Source organism: Streptomyces sp. NPDC056160 (genome assembly GCF_042268205.1).
GTDB lineage: Bacteria > Actinomycetota > Actinomycetes > Streptomycetales > Streptomycetaceae > Streptomyces.
This window is the reverse complement of the sequence record NZ_JBHJUW010000119.1, coordinates 1-17,201: the sequence shown is the minus strand read 5'-3', so window position 1 is coordinate 17,201 and position 17,201 is coordinate 1. Positions and strand designations below refer to the sequence as shown.

The 17,201-nt window shown below is 71.0% G+C and carries 17 protein-coding genes; 8 read left to right on the top strand and 9 right to left on the bottom strand.

The annotated features are described in order from the left end of the window. The first annotated feature begins 133 nt into the window (after positions 1-133). Positions 134-727 (top strand): carboxymuconolactone decarboxylase family protein, encoded by a 594-nt coding sequence (locus ACFC02_RS32210; RefSeq protein ID WP_376365041.1) that lies wholly within the window; start codon positions 134-136, stop codon positions 725-727. Between the two features lie 413 nt (positions 728-1,140). On the opposite strand, the gene ACFC02_RS32205 is transcribed toward ACFC02_RS32210, so the two are convergent. The 4 genes from ACFC02_RS32205 to ACFC02_RS32190 form a co-directional block, all read right to left on the bottom strand. Further along, positions 1,141-1,335 carry an acyl-CoA carboxylase epsilon subunit gene (locus tag ACFC02_RS32205; protein ID WP_360975120.1) on the bottom strand — a complete coding sequence of 65 codons (195 nt, stop codon included), beginning with the start codon at positions 1,333-1,335 and terminating at the stop codon, positions 1,141-1,143. Between the two features lie 75 nt (positions 1,336-1,410). Continuing rightward, positions 1,411-3,006, bottom strand: a complete 1,596-nt coding sequence (locus ACFC02_RS32200; RefSeq protein WP_376365039.1) for an acyl-CoA carboxylase subunit beta — start codon at positions 3,004-3,006, stop codon at positions 1,411-1,413. A 151-nt stretch (positions 3,007-3,157) separates the two neighbouring features. Then, a complete protein-coding gene (locus ACFC02_RS32195) occupies positions 3,158-5,575 on the bottom strand; it encodes a polysaccharide lyase 8 family protein (RefSeq protein WP_376365037.1) in 2,418 nt (805 codons plus the stop codon). 103 nt (positions 5,576-5,678) lie between these two features. Then, positions 5,679-6,221 (bottom strand): hypothetical protein, encoded by a 543-nt coding sequence (locus tag ACFC02_RS32190; protein WP_376365052.1) that lies wholly within the window; start codon positions 6,219-6,221, stop codon positions 5,679-5,681. A 275-nt stretch (positions 6,222-6,496) separates the two neighbouring features. Between ACFC02_RS32190 and ACFC02_RS32185 the strand changes: the two genes are divergently transcribed. Both ACFC02_RS32185 and ACFC02_RS32180 read left to right on the top strand, forming a co-directional pair. Next, positions 6,497-7,117, top strand: coding sequence for a YceI family protein (locus tag ACFC02_RS32185; RefSeq protein WP_376365036.1), 621 nt, complete (start codon positions 6,497-6,499; stop codon positions 7,115-7,117). A gap of 145 nt (positions 7,118-7,262) precedes the next feature. Continuing rightward, positions 7,263-8,915, top strand: a complete 1,653-nt coding sequence (locus tag ACFC02_RS32180; RefSeq protein WP_376365034.1) for a sigma-70 family RNA polymerase sigma factor — start codon at positions 7,263-7,265, stop codon at positions 8,913-8,915. 4 nt (positions 8,916-8,919) lie between these two features. Here ACFC02_RS32180 and ACFC02_RS32175 read toward each other — a convergent pair whose 3' ends face one another. After that, on the bottom strand, positions 8,920-9,336 hold the full coding sequence (locus ACFC02_RS32175; RefSeq protein WP_376365032.1) for an ATP-binding protein: 417 nt from the start codon (positions 9,334-9,336) through the stop codon (positions 8,920-8,922). Between the two features lie 112 nt (positions 9,337-9,448). Between ACFC02_RS32175 and ACFC02_RS32170 the strand changes: the two genes are divergently transcribed. The 4 genes from ACFC02_RS32170 to ACFC02_RS32155 all read left to right on the top strand — a co-directional run bounded on the left by ACFC02_RS32170 (position 9,449) and on the right by ACFC02_RS32155 (position 11,089). Then, positions 9,449-10,270 carry a Scr1 family TA system antitoxin-like transcriptional regulator gene (locus tag ACFC02_RS32170; RefSeq protein WP_376365030.1) on the top strand — a complete coding sequence of 274 codons (822 nt, stop codon included), beginning with the start codon at positions 9,449-9,451 and terminating at the stop codon, positions 10,268-10,270. Then, positions 10,267-10,503, top strand: coding sequence for a DUF397 domain-containing protein (locus tag ACFC02_RS32165; protein WP_376365028.1), 237 nt, complete (start codon positions 10,267-10,269; stop codon positions 10,501-10,503). The genes ACFC02_RS32170 and ACFC02_RS32165 overlap by 4 nt, the downstream gene beginning before the upstream one ends. Positions 10,504-10,597: 94 nt before the next feature. Continuing rightward, positions 10,598-10,834 carry a hypothetical protein gene (locus tag ACFC02_RS32160; protein ID WP_376365027.1) on the top strand — a complete coding sequence of 79 codons (237 nt, stop codon included), beginning with the start codon at positions 10,598-10,600 and terminating at the stop codon, positions 10,832-10,834. Positions 10,835-10,849: 15 nt separating this feature from the next. Then, a complete protein-coding gene (locus ACFC02_RS32155; RefSeq protein WP_376365025.1) occupies positions 10,850-11,089 on the top strand; it encodes a DUF397 domain-containing protein in 240 nt (79 codons plus the stop codon). Between the two features lies 1 nt (position 11,090). On the opposite strand, the gene ACFC02_RS32150 is transcribed toward ACFC02_RS32155, so the two are convergent. Continuing rightward, positions 11,091-12,485 carry a hypothetical protein gene (locus ACFC02_RS32150; protein WP_376365023.1) on the bottom strand — a complete coding sequence of 465 codons (1,395 nt, stop codon included), beginning with the start codon at positions 12,483-12,485 and terminating at the stop codon, positions 11,091-11,093. 90 nt (positions 12,486-12,575) lie between these two features. Between ACFC02_RS32150 and ACFC02_RS32145 the strand changes: the two genes are divergently transcribed. Next, a complete protein-coding gene (locus tag ACFC02_RS32145) occupies positions 12,576-13,193 on the top strand; it encodes a GPP34 family phosphoprotein (RefSeq protein WP_376365021.1) in 618 nt (205 codons plus the stop codon). A gap of 15 nt (positions 13,194-13,208) precedes the next feature. Here the strand turns inward: ACFC02_RS32145 and cimA are convergent, their stop codons facing one another. The 3 genes from cimA to ACFC02_RS32130 all read right to left on the bottom strand — a co-directional run bounded on the left by cimA (position 13,209) and on the right by ACFC02_RS32130 (position 17,082). Continuing rightward, positions 13,209-14,813, bottom strand: coding sequence for a citramalate synthase (gene cimA / locus ACFC02_RS32140; RefSeq protein ID WP_376365019.1), 1,605 nt, complete (start codon positions 14,811-14,813; stop codon positions 13,209-13,211). 284 nt (positions 14,814-15,097) lie between these two features. Then, positions 15,098-16,396, bottom strand: a complete 1,299-nt coding sequence (locus ACFC02_RS32135) for an MFS transporter (RefSeq protein ID WP_376365017.1) — start codon at positions 16,394-16,396, stop codon at positions 15,098-15,100. An 83-nt stretch (positions 16,397-16,479) separates the two neighbouring features. Then, entirely contained in the window at positions 16,480-17,082 is a 603-nt protein-coding gene (locus tag ACFC02_RS32130; RefSeq protein ID WP_376365016.1) for a TetR/AcrR family transcriptional regulator, read from the bottom strand. Positions 17,083-17,201: the final 119 nt, after the last annotated feature.

Below are 17,201 nucleotides of genomic sequence, written 5' to 3'. Positions count from 1 at the left end.
AGAGCGCGGGACCGTTGGAGCAGCTTGAGGCGCAGGCCGGCATCAGAGGCGGACAAGGCCGGGAGGACCGCCGCCTCGAACCTCTGCGAGATTCCGGCCAGCCTCCAACCACAGAAGCGAACGGAGAACACCAATGGCGGCCATACATCATGATTTGGGCGGACGTCTCCCGCTCGTCGACGCCACAGCACTGAGCCCAGCGCAACAGCGTTTCTACGACGCCGCGATGGCTGAGCAGTACCCGTGGTCTCTGGACGCGGGCTTTCAGTTCGTCACCGACGACCGACGTCTGATCGGGCCGTACAACGCGTTCCTACGCCGTCCTGAGATCGCCGAAAAGTTCCAGGAGTTGGCCAAGGCCGAATCTCAGCACACGTCTCTGTCGCCGCAGCTGCGTGAGGTCGTGATTCTCGCGGTCGGGTCAGCCTGGGGCTCGGACTACGAGGTCTACGCCCACCGGATCCTGGCGCAGGCCGCAGGGATTTCCGCCGGCGATGCGGACACATTGGCCGCGGGTCGCTCACCCGAGCAGCTCGGTCGCGAGGCAGAGCTTGTCTTTGCTCTCGTGCGTCAGCTGACCGTTGAGCATCACATCGAGCAGACGCTCTACGACGAGGCCCTGTCCACCTTCGGCGAGCACGGCCTCTTTGACATCGCGGCGCTGATGGGCGTCTACCTCACTGTCAGTAGCGTTCTCAATCTCTTCGCCGTCCCCGCGCCTGAGTAGCCGGTCCTCTTCGACCTCACAGGATGCCGACAACGTCGGTCGGCCGGTGCTGCGGTTGCGCGGATCAGCAGCCAGTGCCGTCCGGCCAACCCAGCGGGAGCGGGCTGCTCGGGTGGCGTGTCGTCCTTGGCCAAGGGTGTTTTCTGGTCGCTGGTGTCGATCAGGGCCAGTCGTACCAGCGGTGCACGTGAGCTCCCTGCCTGCCGACAGCTGCTGTCAGCCCGCGGCGGGCACGCTGACGGCGGCTTTCAGGCGGACGGCCTTCTCCTCGCGAGCACGGAACAGACACCGACCACAGCACCGCCTCCGAAGGCAACCCCCGAAGGATTTCCGGAGCGGACCACTTGGCGAACGGACAGAGACGACGAAGGGCCTCTCTCCTTGCGAGAGGGGCCCTTCGTCGTCGCGGCCGGTCAGTGCCAGCTGTGCGGGGCGCGGAAGCCGTTCTCACGGTCCAGGCGGCGCCAGCCGGCCCGGTGGCGGCCGCGGTGGGCCGGGGCGGTGTCGGCGGGGCGGGCCGCCGCGCGGGCCAGGAGTATGGCCGTCAGCGCGGCGACCTCCTCGGGCTCGGCGTGGCCCTTCTCGACGCGGATGTCAGGAATGTCCATGGGTGTCAGTCTCCGTGGCTGAGGGGTCCGCGGGATGACCGCGGCGCGTCCGCCGGGTGGCGGGGGGACGTGCGGCTACTGCGGCGGGTTGCCGTGCTTGCGGGAGGGCAGGTCGGCGTGCTTGGTGTGCAGCATCGCGAGGGACTTGACCAGTACTTCCCGGGTCTCGGACGGGTCGATGACGTCGTCCACGAGACCGCGCTCGGCGGCGTAGTACGGGTGCATCAGCTCGGCCTTGTACTCCTTGACCATCTTCTGCCGCATGGCCTCGGGGTCGGGAGCGCCGGCGATCTGGCGGCGGAAGATGACGTTGGCCGCGCCCTCCGCGCCCATCACCGCGATCTCGTTGGTCGGCCAGGCGTACGTCAGGTCCGCGCCGATCGACTGCGAGTCCATCACGATGTACGCACCTCCGTACGCCTTGCGCAGGATCAGCGAGATCCTCGGCACGGTCGCGTTGCAGTACGCGTACAGCAGCTTCGCCCCGTGCCGGATGATCCCGCCGTGCTCCTGGTCGACACCCGGCAGGAACCCCGGAACGTCCAGCAAGGTGACGATCGGGATGTTAAAAGCGTCACACATCTGGACAAAGCGCGCAGCTTTTTCACTTGCCTCGATGTCCAGGACACCGGCAAGCACCTGCGGCTGGTTGGCGATGATGCCGACGACCTGGCCGTCCAGCCGGCCCAGCGCGCAGATGATGTTCCGCGCCCAGCGCTCGTGGACCTCCAGGTACTCGCCGTCGTCGACGATCTCCTCGATCACCTTCGTCATGTCGTACGGCCGGTTGCCGTCGGCCGGGACCAGGTCGAGGAGCACGTCGGAGCGGCGGTCGACGGGGTCGGAGCACTCCACCCGGGGCGGGTTCTCGCGGTTGTTCTGCGGGAGGAGGGAGAGGAGGTAGCGCACCTCGGCGATGCAGGTCTCCTCGTCGTCGTAGGCGAAGTGGCACACGCCCGACGTCTCGGCGTGCACGTCCGCGCCGCCCAGCCCGTTCTGCGTGATCTCCTCGCCCGTGACGGCCTTGACCACGTCCGGACCCGTGATGAACATCTGCGAGGTCTCACGGACCATGAAGACGAAGTCCGTCAGCGCCGGACTGTAGGCCGCGCCGCCCGCACACGGGCCGAGCATCACGCTGATCTGCGGGATGACGCCCGACGCCTTGGTGTTGCGCTGGAAGATGCCGCCGTACCCGGCCAGCGCCGAGACACCCTCCTGGATACGGGCGCCCGCACCGTCGTTCAGGGACACCAGCGGCGCACCGGCCGCGATGGCCATGTCCATGATCTTGTGGATCTTCGTGGCATGCGCCTCGCCCAGCGCCCCGCCGAAGATCCGGAAGTCGTGCGCGTAGACGAAGACCGTACGGCCCTCGACCGTGCCCCAGCCGGTGACCACACCATCGGTGTACGGCTTCTTCGCCTCCAGGCCGAACCCGGACGCCCGGTGCCGGCGCAACTGCTCGACCTCCTGGAAGGACCCCGCGTCCAGGAGCAGCTCGATCCGCTCCCGCGCCGTCAGCTTGCCCTTCGCGTGCTGCGCCGCGGTCGCCTTCTCACTCGGCCCCGCCACCGCCTGCGCACGGATCCCGTGCAACTCGGCGACGCGTCCGCGCGCGTCCGCCGGCTCGCCGGTCGGCTCACCCGTCGTCTCTTCCAAAACGGTCATGTAGCGACCTTACGAAGGACACCAAGGAAAGCGAGCCGTCGACTCCGTACAGTCTCCGGCCCGTTTTCCTGGTACCCCTGAACAGAACCTGGGCGCCGTGCAGCCTTTCCGACTGCTCAGAGGGGATCGGCGTTGTAGAGGTCACACAAACTCAGGGGGCGAGAGCCACCTCACATTCGTGGGTGGCACATGCCTTCCCCGGAGTGACACGCAGACCCAGATGGGCGCCTCGCCGGATCACCTCGACCGTGTCGTCGTGGCGCAGCACGCGGCGCACCGGACGGTCCCGGGTGTCCCAGACGATCTCCAGCGGCTCGCCGGTGCGGGGCGGCTCGCTCACGCAGAGCGTAGCGGTCCGGCCCCGGCGCCGGACCAGCACACTGGCCCCGCCCGACGCGGTGAGCGGTCCCACGGTACCGGCCCGCCAGAAGTTGGCGGCGAGCAGACCGAGGGACGGCACGGCGACGCCCTGGCGCCCGGCGTCGTTGGCGAGGACCGTCATCCAGTGCCGGTCGGCGGCGCGTGCGGCGACGGCCCGGCGGGAGGCGCCGGGCATGAGGACGTACCCGCAGGAGGCGTCGACGGGGTCGGTGCCGTGGTCGAACCAGAGGGTCTGCCAGCGCCGGGTGCGCCGCTCGGGCGAGCTGGTGGTGTTGATGTCCGACCAGGCGCCCGTGCGGTCCTCGCGCAGTACGTGCAGTTCCCGGCCGCCGGGCCCCTGGCCGTGGCCGGTGCCGGGGAGCACCCAGCCGCCGTGCCCCTCCAGGTGGGCCCAGCCGTCGCCGCGTACGAAGGCCTGGGTGCCGCCCTCCCCCAGGTTGCGGTTGTCGACGACGGTCTCGACCGGCACGCCGTCGGCGCAGGTGATCCCGGCGGTCAGGCAGACGACGGCGTCGTCGGCGCAGAACCAGGACTTGCGCGCTTCCAGCGTGGAGCCGAGCCCCTTGACGTGCTGTCCGATCGCCGCGTACGTGCCGTCCGTGGTGCCGCCGACCCACCGGACGTCCGGGCGGGAGGCGCCCCACTCGCCGCCCGCGCGGTCGGCCAGGCGCCTGGTGGAGACGGTGGTGCCGGGCAGCCGGTACCAGTCGACGGTCGGCCAGAACCAGTCGGTGTACTGGTCGGTGGGTTCGCCCGCCGCCCACCACAGGAGCAGGCCGGCGCCCGTGTGCCAGCCGCGCGGGTTCTCGCCGTTGCCGCATTCGTAGTACGTGATGCGGTCGCTGGCCATGGAGAGGTTCGCGGTGAAGCGGGGGCGGCGGTGGACGGCGCGGTCCATGGCCGGGAACAGGTGGTGGCCCGGCACTTCGGGCGCGGCGGCCACGGGCGAGTCCGCGACCGCGTGCAGCCGGGCGAGGTCGGCGACGTCGAACTGGGGGGCGGTCAGGGCGGGGGTGACCGTGTCCCGTTCGATCCAGCCCTTCACGCGCGCGTGCCAGCGTTCGCGCTCGGCAGGGCTCGCGCCGTCGGCGAGCAGCGCGATCGCGGCGATCAGCCCCTGGCCGTGGAAGTGGTCGCTGCGCATGACGTGCAGGTCGTCGCCCTTGAGGTAGCCCCGGCTGATCGCCCGGCCGTTGACGCTGTCCATCACGAGTCCGTCGTGGATCAGCGGCGCGTAGGCGCGCTCGACGCTGTCGAGGACGTTCTGCCGGTTCGGGTCGGTGACCTCCCAGGGCGATCCGGCCAGCAGCGCGAAGAGCCGGCCGAGTCCGTCGAGCATGACCTGGCCGTACGTGCCCGAGTACGCGACGTCGGTGTGCTGGACGAACGACCCGTCGGCGTAGAGCCCGTCGCCGGTGGTGACGTAGGGGAAGACGGGCGAGAGGGCGTCGCGGGCCAGGGCGGTCTTCTCCGGGGACCGGCCGAGGATGCCGCGCAGGGCGACGCTGCGGCACAGGTCGACGCGGTTGGCGCCGGTGGAGGTGCCGGAGTAGTCGTGCAGCATCGCGTCCGGGACGAAGTGGTCGACGGCGGCGCAGGCCGCGTTGATCCGCGCGGCGCCGAGGTGGTCGTGGAGGGCGGCCGTGATGTCCATGAGCAGGCGCGGGCTGCCGATCTGCCACTCCCACCAGTTGCCGTAGCGGGTGGTGGCGGGGTTGTAGACGGTGGTGGAGAGGTGGTCCAGGCCGCGCAGCACGTCCGCGAGGAGGGCGGGGTCGCCGGTGGAGCCGGTGCCGGGCCGGACGTGGGCCTGGGTCATCGTCCACAGCCTGCTGTAGGCGGCCGTGATGCCGGACGGCGGGTCGAAGGGGAGGTCCGGCCAGAGGGAGGCGGGGGCGGGGGCCATGGTGTCGCGGAAGCCGCGGGCCAGCCGGCCGGTCTCGGCGAGCCGGGAGGCGTAGGGCTCGGCGGTGGGGTCGAATCCGGCGCCCAGGGCGATGGTGAGCCAGCGGGCGCGCAGGGTGTCGTAGGGGTCGTCGTCCGCCGCTGCGGACCCGTCCGAGGTGCCGAGCGCCGTGGCGGGGGCGGTGCCGCCGGCCGCGAGGAGGGCCGCGGTGAAAAGGAGCGTGCGGCGGGTGGGTCGTACGAAGGCGCTGGGGGCGGGGGTCCCTTGCTGATGCTTCGTCATGGGGGACTGGTTAGTCGCGGGCGGGGGGTCCGTCAACGGTGCCGGGCCCTGCGGACGGTGCGGTACGGGGCCGCCGTCCGCGGGCCGGGCTCGGTCCGCCGGTTCAGCAGCCGCCGCAGTTGTAGTAGAGGACGTCCCAGTGGTTGCCCTCGTCGGCGTAGATGTTGCCGGAGCCGGACTTGTACTGCGGGGCGCCGTCGCCGCGCAGGCCGATGTAGGTGAAGGCGTTCTTGACGTAGCCGGTGATGCACGTGTTCTTGCCGTAGTCGAGCTTGTAGCCGTTCCAGTGGGAGTAGGTGCCCGACGCGTGGCCGGTCTCGGTGCCGCCGGTGATGTTGAGGGCGCAGCCGCTGGCGCTCTTGAGGGTCTGGGCGCCCTGCGCGGTGGGGAGGTTGAGCTGGTCGAAGGACGTGCAGGTGGAGTTGTTGCGGTCCGAGCAGTTGCCGGAGGAGGACCAGGTGATGCCGGACTGGCGGAACATGCCGGTCGCGGTGGCGTGGCTGATCTTGGTGACGGCGAAGGCGTCGGTCGCGGTGCCGACGACGGCGACGCCGGGGGCGACGACGAGGGCGAGAGCGGTGACGACGGCGCGGGCCTTGGTGGCGTTGACGGCGTTGACGGCGTTGACGACCTTGGCGGCCTTCATGACCTTCTTGGCCTTCATGGGACCCCTTCCTGCGGTTGGCCGGGCTTGTGGTGGGGCGGCTGTGCAGGTGGCGCAGGGAGATGGTGCCCGAGGTCTACGCGCGTTCGCCAGAGGGCGTCTGTGGTGACTGTGGGTGAATCACGAAACACGGCACGGATGATGTTGAATGTTGAACGGAATGGGTCTACTGTCGTCTTCGTTGGTTCTAGTTGAACATTCAACGTCCTCGGTGTCCCCCATGATGCCGAGCGACCTCCGTCCCCAAGGAGCACGTCATGGGCATCTTCGGCCGCAGGAACGACACCGAGACCACCACCGCCACCGCCTCTGTCCCGGCCCCCGCCGTGGCCCCCGAGACGGCCGCACTGACCGGCGACTACACGATCGACCCCGCCCACACCACGCTCGGGTTCGTCGCACGGCACGCCATGGTCACCAACGTCAAGGGCACGTTCACGGACTTCACCGGCACCCTGCACCTGGACGGCGGCGACCCCTCGAAGTCCACGGCCACGCTCGACATCACGATGGAGAGCATCGACACGGGCAACGCGGACCGCGACGGGCACCTGAAGAGCGCCGACTTCTTCCGGACCGACGAGTTCCCGGCGATGACCTTCCGCTCCACCTCGGCCGAGGCCCTGGGCGGCGACGACTACCGCATCACCGGCGACCTCTCCATCCTCGGCGTCACCAAGCCGCTCAGCATCGACCTGGAGTTCAACGGCGCCGCCAAGGACCCCTTCGGCAACGAGCGCGTCGGCTTCGAGGGCAAGGCCGAGATCCTGCGCTCCGAGTGGGGCCTGACCTGGAACGCGGCGCTGGAGACGGGCGGCGTCCTGATCTCCGACAAGATCAAGCTGAACTTCGACATCTCGGCGATCAAGCAGGGCTGAGCGAGGGCTGAGCACTCCCCGGGGAACCTCCTCGCGGAGAACTGACGGGAACTTCCTGGCGGGGAACTGTTATTCGGTTCCCCTCCCCCGGTCTCCCAGGCATCGGACATCATCGACCGACGCCGAGGGACAGGGAACTTCTCGTATGAGCACACAGCACACGGTGGACCCGGCCGCCCTGGTGGCCCTGGTGACCGCCGCCCGCGAGGGCGATCCGGCGGCCCAGGACGCCCTGGTCGGCGCGTACCTGCCGCTGGTCTACAACATCGTGGGCCGTGCGCTGAACGGTTCCGTGGACGTCGACGACGTCGTGCAGGACACCATGCTGCGGGCCCTGGACGGGCTGGACGGGCTGCGCGAACCGGCGAGCTTCCGCTCATGGCTGGTCGCGATCGCGATGAACCGGGTCCGCGCCCACTGGCAGGACCGGCAGGCCGCCCCGCACGCCGTGGAGGACGCGGGCGAGGTCGCCGACCCGGGCGGCGACTTCGTGGACCTGACCATGGTCCGCCTTCAGCTGTCCGGCCAGCGGCAGGAGACCGCACGGGCCACCCGCTGGCTGGAACCCGACGACCGGGCGCTGCTGTCGCTGTGGTGGCTGGAGTGCGCCGGGGAGCTGACCCGCGCGGAGGTCGCCGAGGCGCTGAGGCTGTCGCCGCAGCACACGGCGGTCCGCGTCCAGCGGATGAAGGCGCAACTGGAGGCTGCCCGGGTGGTCGTACGGGCGCTCGACTCCCGGCCGCGCTGCACGGAGTTGAGCGGCGTCCTCGCGGCGGGCTGGGACGGCCACCCCTCCGCGCTGTGGCGCAAGCGCATAGCCCGGCACGCGCGCGCGTGCGTGCACTGCGCGGGCCTGTGGAGCGGCCTGATGCCCGCGGAGGGGCTGCTGGCGGGGCTCGCGCTCGTCCCGGTGCCGGTCGCGCTGCTCGGGCACATACGCCCCGGCTTCGACGGCACGCCCGTCGGTTACGCGTCCGCGTCCGCGTCCAGTCCGGCAGCGTCCTCCGCATCCGCGCGGTCCGGTGGCCGGGCCGCCGCACGCAACGCCGCCCGCCGCCGTCGCGGCCGACGACGGGCGGCGGGCGCGGCGGCCGTGGCCGTCTGTGTGGCGGGCGCCGGCCTCTGGTACCTCGGCAGCGGTCCTGACGGTGGTGGTGGTACGGCGGCGCGGACCCCGGTCACGCCGGTCACGGACCTCGCCGCGCCCGGCGCCCGCCTCGACGCCTCCCCGCCGGCGTCCCCCTCGGTCACACCATCGGCTTCCCCGTCCGCCTCCGCCTCACCGTCGAAGAGCCCGACCGCGTCCAAGAGCCCCAGCCCCCGTACGCACCGGAGTACGCCCCCGCCTACGCCGAAGCAGCCGCCCCGGCCGACCCGTACCGCCCCCGCCACGCACCAGGCGCCGCCCGCCCCTGCCGGGACCGTCGCCCAGGTCGTCGCGCTGGTCAACAAGGAGCGTGCGAACGCCGGTTGCGGCCCCCTCACCGAGGACCCGCAGCTCGACGCCGCCGCCCAGGGCCACTCCGACGACATGGCCGCGCGCAACTTCTTCGACCACACCAACCCCGACGGCAAGGACCCCGGCCAGCGCATCACCACCGCCGGTTACCACTGGTCCACCTACGGCGAGAACATAGCCAGGGGGCAGCAGACCCCCGCCTCCGTGATGGACTCCTGGATGCACAGCCCCGGCCACCGCGCCAACATCCTCAACTGCTCCTTCAAGGACATCGGCGTGGGCGTCCACAAGGGCTCTGGCGGACCGTGGTGGACTCAGGACTTCGGGGCGAAGATGTAGCCGTTCAGGCGCCGCTGCTCCGGCATCCGAACTCTGTCCACACGATCTTGCCGGGCGACCGCTCCTCCACGCCCCACTTGTCGGCGAGCGCGGCGACCAGCAGCAGCCCCCTGCCGTGCTCCGACTCCGCCGACGCCTCCGGCTGCCGCACCCGGCCGCCCCCGCTGTCGTGCACCTCGACCCGCAGGACACGGCCCTCGTGCAGTGTAAGGAACACGGCGAAACCGCGTCCGGGCGGTACGCCGTGCAGCAGCGCGTTGGTCGCCAGCTCGCTCACGCAGAGCAGTACGTCGTCGCCGCGTGCGGTCAGCGCCCAGTCGACCAGCGCGGCGCCTACGAACTCCCGTGCGATACGCACCGACCTGCGGTCCTTCCGGAAGAACGCGGCGCGGGTCAGGGGGTGTTGAACTTCTCCGTTCATGAGGCAAGTGTCACTGTGTGTCACTACAGTGGACCAATGAGTGAGTTCGTAGCTCTCATCGCTACGACTCCACTCGGGCCACTTCGCGCACGCACGGGGGAAAGGACCGCCCATGAACTCGGGGAAGAGGAACAAGAAGGTCAGTACGTGGCAGGCGGTGGGGTCGCTCGTTGCCCACTATCGCAAGCGGGCAGGTCTTACGCAGGAGCGGTTCGCGGAACTCGCCAGCCTCCACGTCGACACAGTGAGGTCGATCGAGCAGGGCCGCCTGGCCCTCCAGCCCGACCGCGCCGAGCAGTTCGACGAACTACTCGATACGGGTGGGGCGTTGACGGTGCTCATCGCATCTCTGCCGGTACGGGACCGGATCGTGCAGTTCGCTCAGGGCCTGGTGGATCACGAGCAGGAGGCAGTAGGGATCTACTCGTACGAGGCTCTGGCGGTCCCGGGACTGCTCCAGACCAGGGACTACTGCCGAGCCCTCTTCGACTACCGCTACCCGGCACTGGAGAGCGAGGCAGCCGAGCAGTGGGTGAACACCCGCATGGACCGACAGTTGATCTGGCAACGCGACCGGCCGCCTGTCGGACACTTCGTGCTGGAGGAGAGCATCCTGCGGCGGCAGGTAGGCGGTCCAGAGGTCATGCGGGACCAGATCCGCCAGATTCTGAGGTACACCGAGCCGACCAACATGAGCTTCCAAATCATGCCCATGGATCGGGCCCCGCACGCCTGCCTCGACGGCCCTATGGTGCTGCTGGAGACACCCGAGCACGAGCGTCTCATCTACCTGGAGGTGCAGCGCGCGAGTTTCCTCGTCGATGATCCCGACGAGGTCTGCGTCTACCACCACAAATATGCGATGCTGCGGTCTCAGGCGCTCTCGCCGGACGAGAGTGTGCGCCTCTTGAACGGACTGCTAGGAGAGTCATGACGACCGCGTGGTTCAAGTCCAGCTACAGCGGCAGCGAGGGCGGCAACTGCCTCGAAGTCTCCTACGACTGGCGCAAGTCCAGCTACAGCAGCAACGAGGGCGGCGAGTGCGTAGAGGTTGCCGCCCACCCCTCCGCCATCCACGTCCGCGACTCCAAGGTCGCCCCCGTCGGCCCCGTCCTCACCGTCTCCCCCGCAGCCTGGAGTGAGTTCCTTGACCGAGTCGCCGACTGACTGGGTGCACATCGCCTCGTACCCGAATCTGCCGGGGCGGCCCGGGGCCGGGCCCTTCCTGCTTGGTTGACTGCGCGAGCGCGGCATCGACTGGATGCCGTTCGAGGCACGTGAGGTCAGGATCGACCTCATGTGCCGCAGGGACGACGGCGGGCGCTGGCGCGGCGCCATCGGGGTGAGCGTCGACGCCCGCGCCCTGCGGCGGCTCGGCCTCCATCCCGACCAGCCGACCTCCGTCGTCGACGGACCGTCTCCGCCACGCTGGTGGCACGCGGCGGGTGCACGGTACGCCGCGCGAGGGCCCGTACGGCGGCGCCACGACGACCGGTGAGAACCTGGGAGAATCATGAAGACCACGTGGTTCAAGTCCAGCTACAGCGGCAGCCAGGGCGGCGACTGCCTCGAAGTCTCCTACGACTGGCGCAAGTCCAGCTACAGCGGCAGCGAGGGCGGTGACTGCGTAGAGGTCGCCACTCACACCGCCGCCGTCCACATCCGTGACTCCAAAGCCGCCCCCGTGGGCCCCGTCCTCACCGTCTCCCCGGCGACCTGGGCCGCCTTCGTCGGCCGGACCCGCGAGGCGTAGGTCAGAACCCGCCCCCGAAGTCCCCGCCCCCTCCCCCGCCACCCCCGCCGAAGTCCCCACCCCCGCCGAAGTCGCCCCCGTCGCCGAAGCCGCCGCCGAAGTCGCCCGGGTCGAAGTCGGCGCCCGAGACGTCGCCGCCGTCGTAGCCGCCGAAGCCGGTGTCGGCGTGGTCGGCGTAGCCGTAGTCGGCGGCGTAGGCCGGGGTGGACATCATGCTGCCCAGGAGGGTGCCGACGAGGAGGCCGGGGAGGATGCCGCCGCCGAAGTAGCCGCCCGCCCAGGGACCGTAGGCGGGGCCCGCGTCCCAGTAGGGGCGGCGGCCCTGGGCGGTGTCGACCTCGCGGATCACCGGGTCGCGGCCGTCGGCCAGCCGGGTGGCGTCGGCGGCGCAGACCGGGACCCGGCGCGCTGCGCCGCCCGGCGGCGTCCAGTCGGCGTCGGTGACCGAGGGGCCGTGGCGGGGGTCGAAGAAGCAGGGCGGGCGGCGCTCGGGCAGCGGGCGGCCCTCGCGGCGGGCGGCGAGCTGGGCGAGGGAGAAGCGGCCGTCCTCCAGGGCCTGGGTGACCGCGCGGACGTCCTCGGGCCGCCGGGCCGCGGCCATGGACTGCTTGGCCTGTTCATAGGCGTCCAGGCCGCGTTCGTAGTCGGCGCGCATGGCGTCGTCGGCGCCGGGCTCGGCCGGGTGGAAGTCCAGGCGGTCCAGTTCCTCGCCGAAGGCGGTGATGTCCTCGTCGACGACGACCCGCAGCTTCTCCAGCGCGGCCCGCTGCTCCGCCTCCCGGCGGCGGGCGGAGCGCCGCACCAGGGTGTACGCGCCGATGCCGCCGACCACCAGGACCGCCGCCGCGGTGATCAGCGCGGTGCTGGACATGCCGGTGGCGCGGCCCGAGGTACCCCAGGTGGAGGGGGCCGAGCCACGCATGTTGGCCAGGGCGCGGTCGGTGAAGTCCTTGAGCTGGGTTGCGGCGCTCTCGCCCCGAACGCTGGTGACCAGGTTCTGCACGGCGGTGCGCGGCAGCACCGAGGCGTCGGCGCGGGCGTCGAAACGGTCGCCGAGACGGACGGCGTAGGCGCCGGTGACGCCGGTGGCCGTGCGCAGATCGGTGAAGAGGTTCTGGGTGGGGTAGCCGGCCGGGAGGACCGTGATGAACAGGGGCTTGTCCGCGTCCTTGATGGTGCGGGCGAGCGCGTCGGCGGCGGCGGCCGGGAGCTGGGCGGAGGCGGCCGGGTCGACGTAGACGGGACTCTTGCGCAGGGCCTGGGCGATGGTGGAGATGCTGGTCGCCGCCTCGGCGCGCGGGACGCCGGTCACCACGAGGGACAGGGCGACCAGGACGGCCACGGTCAGCGCTGCCAGCAGTCTGACGGGGCCCAGGGGCGGGGCGACGGCCTTCATGGTTCGAAGCTACCTGAAATGTGACAATCGAGTTGTTCCGCCCTGTTCTGTCTTGTCCTGTTCCGTCCGACGTCCGATCGGGAGCCCGGCATGAGCACACCCCGCGATCTGCTGTACGTCACCCTGGACGTGCCCGGTGACCGTCCCGTCGAGCAGGGCGATCTGTCGCTGGCCCTCGCCGGGGCCGAGCTGGTCGACCTGCTCGCGGCCGGAGCCGTCTTCCTGGACGGTGACCGGATCCGGCCCGGCCTGCGCACGGCCACGGACGACCGGCTCCTGGACGCGGCGGAGGCCGCGCTGATCGGTGAGGCACCGTACGAGAGCGTGGAGGACTGGCTGTGGCGTCGCGGGAACGGCCTGGCGGCGTCCTACGGCGCCGCACTGGACGCGGCTAAGCACCCCGGCGGGAGCCGGCACCGCCGGCGGCCCGGACGAGCGGCCGCAGGTCCGGCGGCCACCGCCGCTCCGGCCGCGCGTCAGGACGCGGCCGGTCGCTGGGCGGCCCGCGAACCCGTCCTCGTCGCGCTGGCCGCCGCCCTGGGCATCGAGCCGGAGGCGACGGGCGCGGAGCCGCCCGCCGAGCCCGACGACGACGCGGTGGTCACCGTCGTGGCCGCCGTCGCCGACGCGGTGACCGAACTGGAGGCCGTACGGCAGCGGCGGCGCGTCGAGGACGCGGCCTTCGACAACATCTGGCGCTCGCCGTGACCGCGCGGGACCGGACTACGCCGCCGGGTCCACACCGGCCCGCAGCAGGCCGTACGTGTACGCGTCCTCCAGAGCCTGCCAGGACGCGGCGATGACGTTCTCGGCGACGCCGACCGTCGACCACTCGCCCTTGCCGTCCGAGGTGGAGATGAGGACCCGGGTGGTGGAGGAGGTGCCGTGCCTGCCCTCCAGGATGCGGACCTTGTAGTCGACCAGTTCCAGGGAGCCCAGCTGGGGGTAGATCTTCTCCAGGGCGACGCGCAGGGCACGGTCGAGGGCGTTGACCGGGCCGTTGCCCTCGGCGGTGGCGACGATGCGCTCCTTCTTGGCCCACAGCTTGACCGTGGCCTCGTTGGCGTGGGTGCCGTCGGGGCGGTCCTCGACGATGGCCCGCCAGGACTCCACGTCGAAGTACTTCAGCGGGCCGCCCTCGACCTCCGCGCGCAGCAGGAGTTCGAAGCTCGCGTCGGCGGCTTCGTAGGTGTAGCCCTTGAGTTCGCGCTCCTTGACGCGCTCGACGACTCGGCCGACCAGCTCGCGGTCGCCGCCGAGGTCGATGCCGAGCTCCCTGCCCTTCAGCTCGATGGAGGCGCGCCCGGCCATGTCGGAGACCAGCATGCGCATGGTGTTGCCGACCTGCTCGGGGTCGATGTGCTGGTACAGGTCGGGGTCGACCTTGATGGCGGAGGCGTGCAGGCCGGCCTTGTGGGCGAAGGCGGAGAGGCCGACGTAGGGCTGGTGGGTGGAGGGGGTGAGGTTGACGACCTCGGCGATGGCGTGGGAGATGCGGGTGGTCTCGCGCAGCCGGCCCTCGGGGAGCACCTGCTTGCCGTACTTGAGTTCCAGGGCGGCGACGACGGGGAAGAGGTTGGCGTTGCCGACGCGTTCGCCGTAGCCGTTGGCCGTGCACTGCACGTGGGTGGCGCCGGCGTCGACGGCGGCCAGGGTGTTGGCGACGGCGCAGCCGGTGTCGTCCTGGGCGTGGATGCCGAGGCGGGCGCCGGTGTCGGCGAGGACGGTGGCGACGACCGCGTGGACCTGGGCGGGGAGCATGCCGCCGTTGGTGTCGCACAGGACGACGACGTCCGCGCCGGCCTCGGACGCGGCCCGGACGACCGCCTTGGCGTACTCGGGGTCGGCGCGGTACCCGTCGAAGAAGTGCTCGCAGTCGACGAAGACGCGGCGGCCCTTGGAGCGCAGGTGGGAGACGGTGTCGCGGACCATCTCCAGGTTCTCCTCCAGGGTGGTGCGCAGCGCCAGCTCCACGTGCCGGTCGTGGGACTTGGCGACCAGGGTGATCACCTCGGCGCCCGAGTCCAGGAGCGCCTTGACCTGGGGGTCCTCCGCGGCCTTGGCGCCGGCCCTGCGGGTGGCGCCGAAGGCGACCAGCCGGGCGTTGCGGAAGTCGATCTCGTCCCGGGCGCGGGCGAAGAACTCGGTGTCCCGCGGGTTGGCGCCGGGCCAGCCGCCCTCGATGAACCCCACACCGAAGTCGTCCAGGTGGCGGGCGATGGCCAGCTTGTCGGCGACGGTGAGGTTGATGCCCTCCCGCTGGGCGCCGTCGCGCAGGGTGGTGTCGAAGACGTGGAACGAATCGTCCAGCCGGCTGGTTTCGGACATGTCTCAAGGCTCCTGATGTGGGATCTCGGTCGTACCGGAATGACCGGCTCCACCGTCCCCCCAATCCTCCCGCGCGCCCCGTCCCCGGCTGAAGGTGGGCCGGGAAAACGAAAGACCCCTCGCGGGTGCGAGAGGTCTGCGCGCGGGTCGAGGACGACGGTGGCCGCCCGTACCTGGTCGTACGTGACGGTCACTGCGGACCGGCGCGCCTGCTGCCAATAATCATGGCGAACGAGAGCACGGGAGCAGTCTGGCACAGTCCTGCCCCCGTACTCATCGATGTCTCAGGATGCGGGCGTCAACGTGGACGCCTCGGCGTTCTTCACCCGCGTCAGGTCCAGGTCGCGGGTCTCCCGCATGCTGATGTACACCACCAGGGACACGGCCGCGCACGCCGCCACGTACCAGAAGAACCCGGACTCGGCCCCGGCGTTCTTGAACCACAGGGCGACGTATTCCGCCGTCCCGCCGAACAGGGCGTTGGCGAGGGCGTACGGCAGGGCCACGCCGAGCGCGCGCACGCCCGTGGGGAACAGCTCGGCCTTCACGCAGGCGTTGATCGAGGTGTAGCCGGTGACCACGACCAGCGCGAGCAGGGAGAGGCCGAGCGCCGGCCAGTAGCTGCCCGCGTGCTTCAGCAGCGTCATGACCGGCACGGTCAGGAAGGTCGAGCCGACCGCGAAGGTGATCAGCAGCGGGCGGCGGCCGATCCGGTCGGAGAGCCGGCCAGCCAGCGGCTGGAGGCAGGCGAAGACGATCAGCGCGGTGAAGGAGACCAGCGTCGCGGTCCGCTTGGGCAGGCCCGCGGAGTTGGACAGGTACTTGGTGAGGTAGGTGGTGTACGTGTAGTACGCCACCGTGCCGCCCATGGTCAGGGCCATCACCAGCAGCGCCTCCCGCTTGTGCCGCCACAGGGCGCGCAGCGTGCCGCGCTCCTCGCCGCTGTCGTCGGCCTCGTACACGTCGGTCTCCAGCATGCTGCGCCGCAGGTAGAAGATGACGGCGGCGCCGAGCGCGCCCACCACGAACGGGATGCGCCAGCCGTAGCTGTGCAGCGCGTCGTCGGACATGGTGCGCTGGAGCAGGATCTGCAGGCCGAGACCGACGATCTGGCCTGCGGTCATCGACACGTACTGGAAGCTGGAGGCGAACCCGCGCCGGCGCGGATCGGACGCCTCGGTGAGGTAGGTGGCGCTCGCCGCGTACTCGCCGCCGACCGACAGCCCCTGGAGGAGCCGGGCGAGGAGCAGCACCAGCGCGCCGCCGTACCCCGCGACCCCGTAGGTGGGGGCGACGGCGATGAGGACGGCGGAGGCGGACATCAGGGTGACGGTCAGGGTCAGCGCCGCCTTGCGGCCCCGGCGGTCGCCGACGCGGCCGAGCAGCCAGCCGCCCACCGGCCGCATGAAGAAACCGACCGCGAAGATGCCCGCGGTGTTCATCATCTGGGCGGTCGGGTTCCCGTGCGGGAAGAACGCCCCGGCGAAGTAGGTGGCGAAGCTGGCGTAGACGAACCAGTCGTACCACTCCACCATGTTGCCGGCCGAACCGATCCAGATCTTCTTCCAGTGCTCTCGTCCCATGAGCCCTCATTGCCCCGCCGGGACTCGGCCGACGCATGGGCCGGGACACGGCCGGCCCAACGGGCGGGAGCGGTGGAAGCGGCCTACCGGTTCAGGGACTCGTCCAGGAAGTCCCGTACGTGGCCGAGCACCCGCTCCCGGCCGGTGCCGCGCAGGCCGATCGCCACGTGGATGGCGAAGCCGTCGAGGAGGGCGCGCAGCCGGGTGGCGAAGCGGTCGGCGTCGACGGGCCGGAACTCGCCGCGCGAGACGCCCTCGGCGACGAGGGCGGCCAGGTCGCGGTGCCAGGCCCCCTCGATGGCCGCCTGCCGCTCGCGGCCGTCCTCGTCGGCGGTCAGCGAGCGGTTCCAGACCTCCAGCCACAGCGTCCAGTGGGGGTCGCGGTGGCCGTCGGGCACGTACAGGCCGACGTAGGCGTCGAGGCGTTCGCGGGCGGAGACGCCGCGGGCCAGCAGCCGGCCGCGTTCGGCGCCGAGCCGGCTCTCGCTCCACTCCAGGGTGCGCAGGAGCAGCTCGTCCTTGGAGCCGAAGTAGTAGAGCAGATGGCCGCTGCTCATGCCGACCTCGCGGCCGAGCGCCGCCATGGTGAGTTTCTCCAGACCGCGCTCGGCGATCATCTCCATGGCGGCGGCGAGGACCTCCTCGCGGGGCGGCGCGTTCCTGCGCGCCCGTGCCGCATCGGCCATCTGCTGCTCCTGTACGTGTCAGACCTTCGGCTGCTGCTGGGTGATGCAGTGGATACCGCCGTAGTTCGAACCACTAAGGCGATGACCTGCACAGATGGCGATTCTCCCACACCCGATGG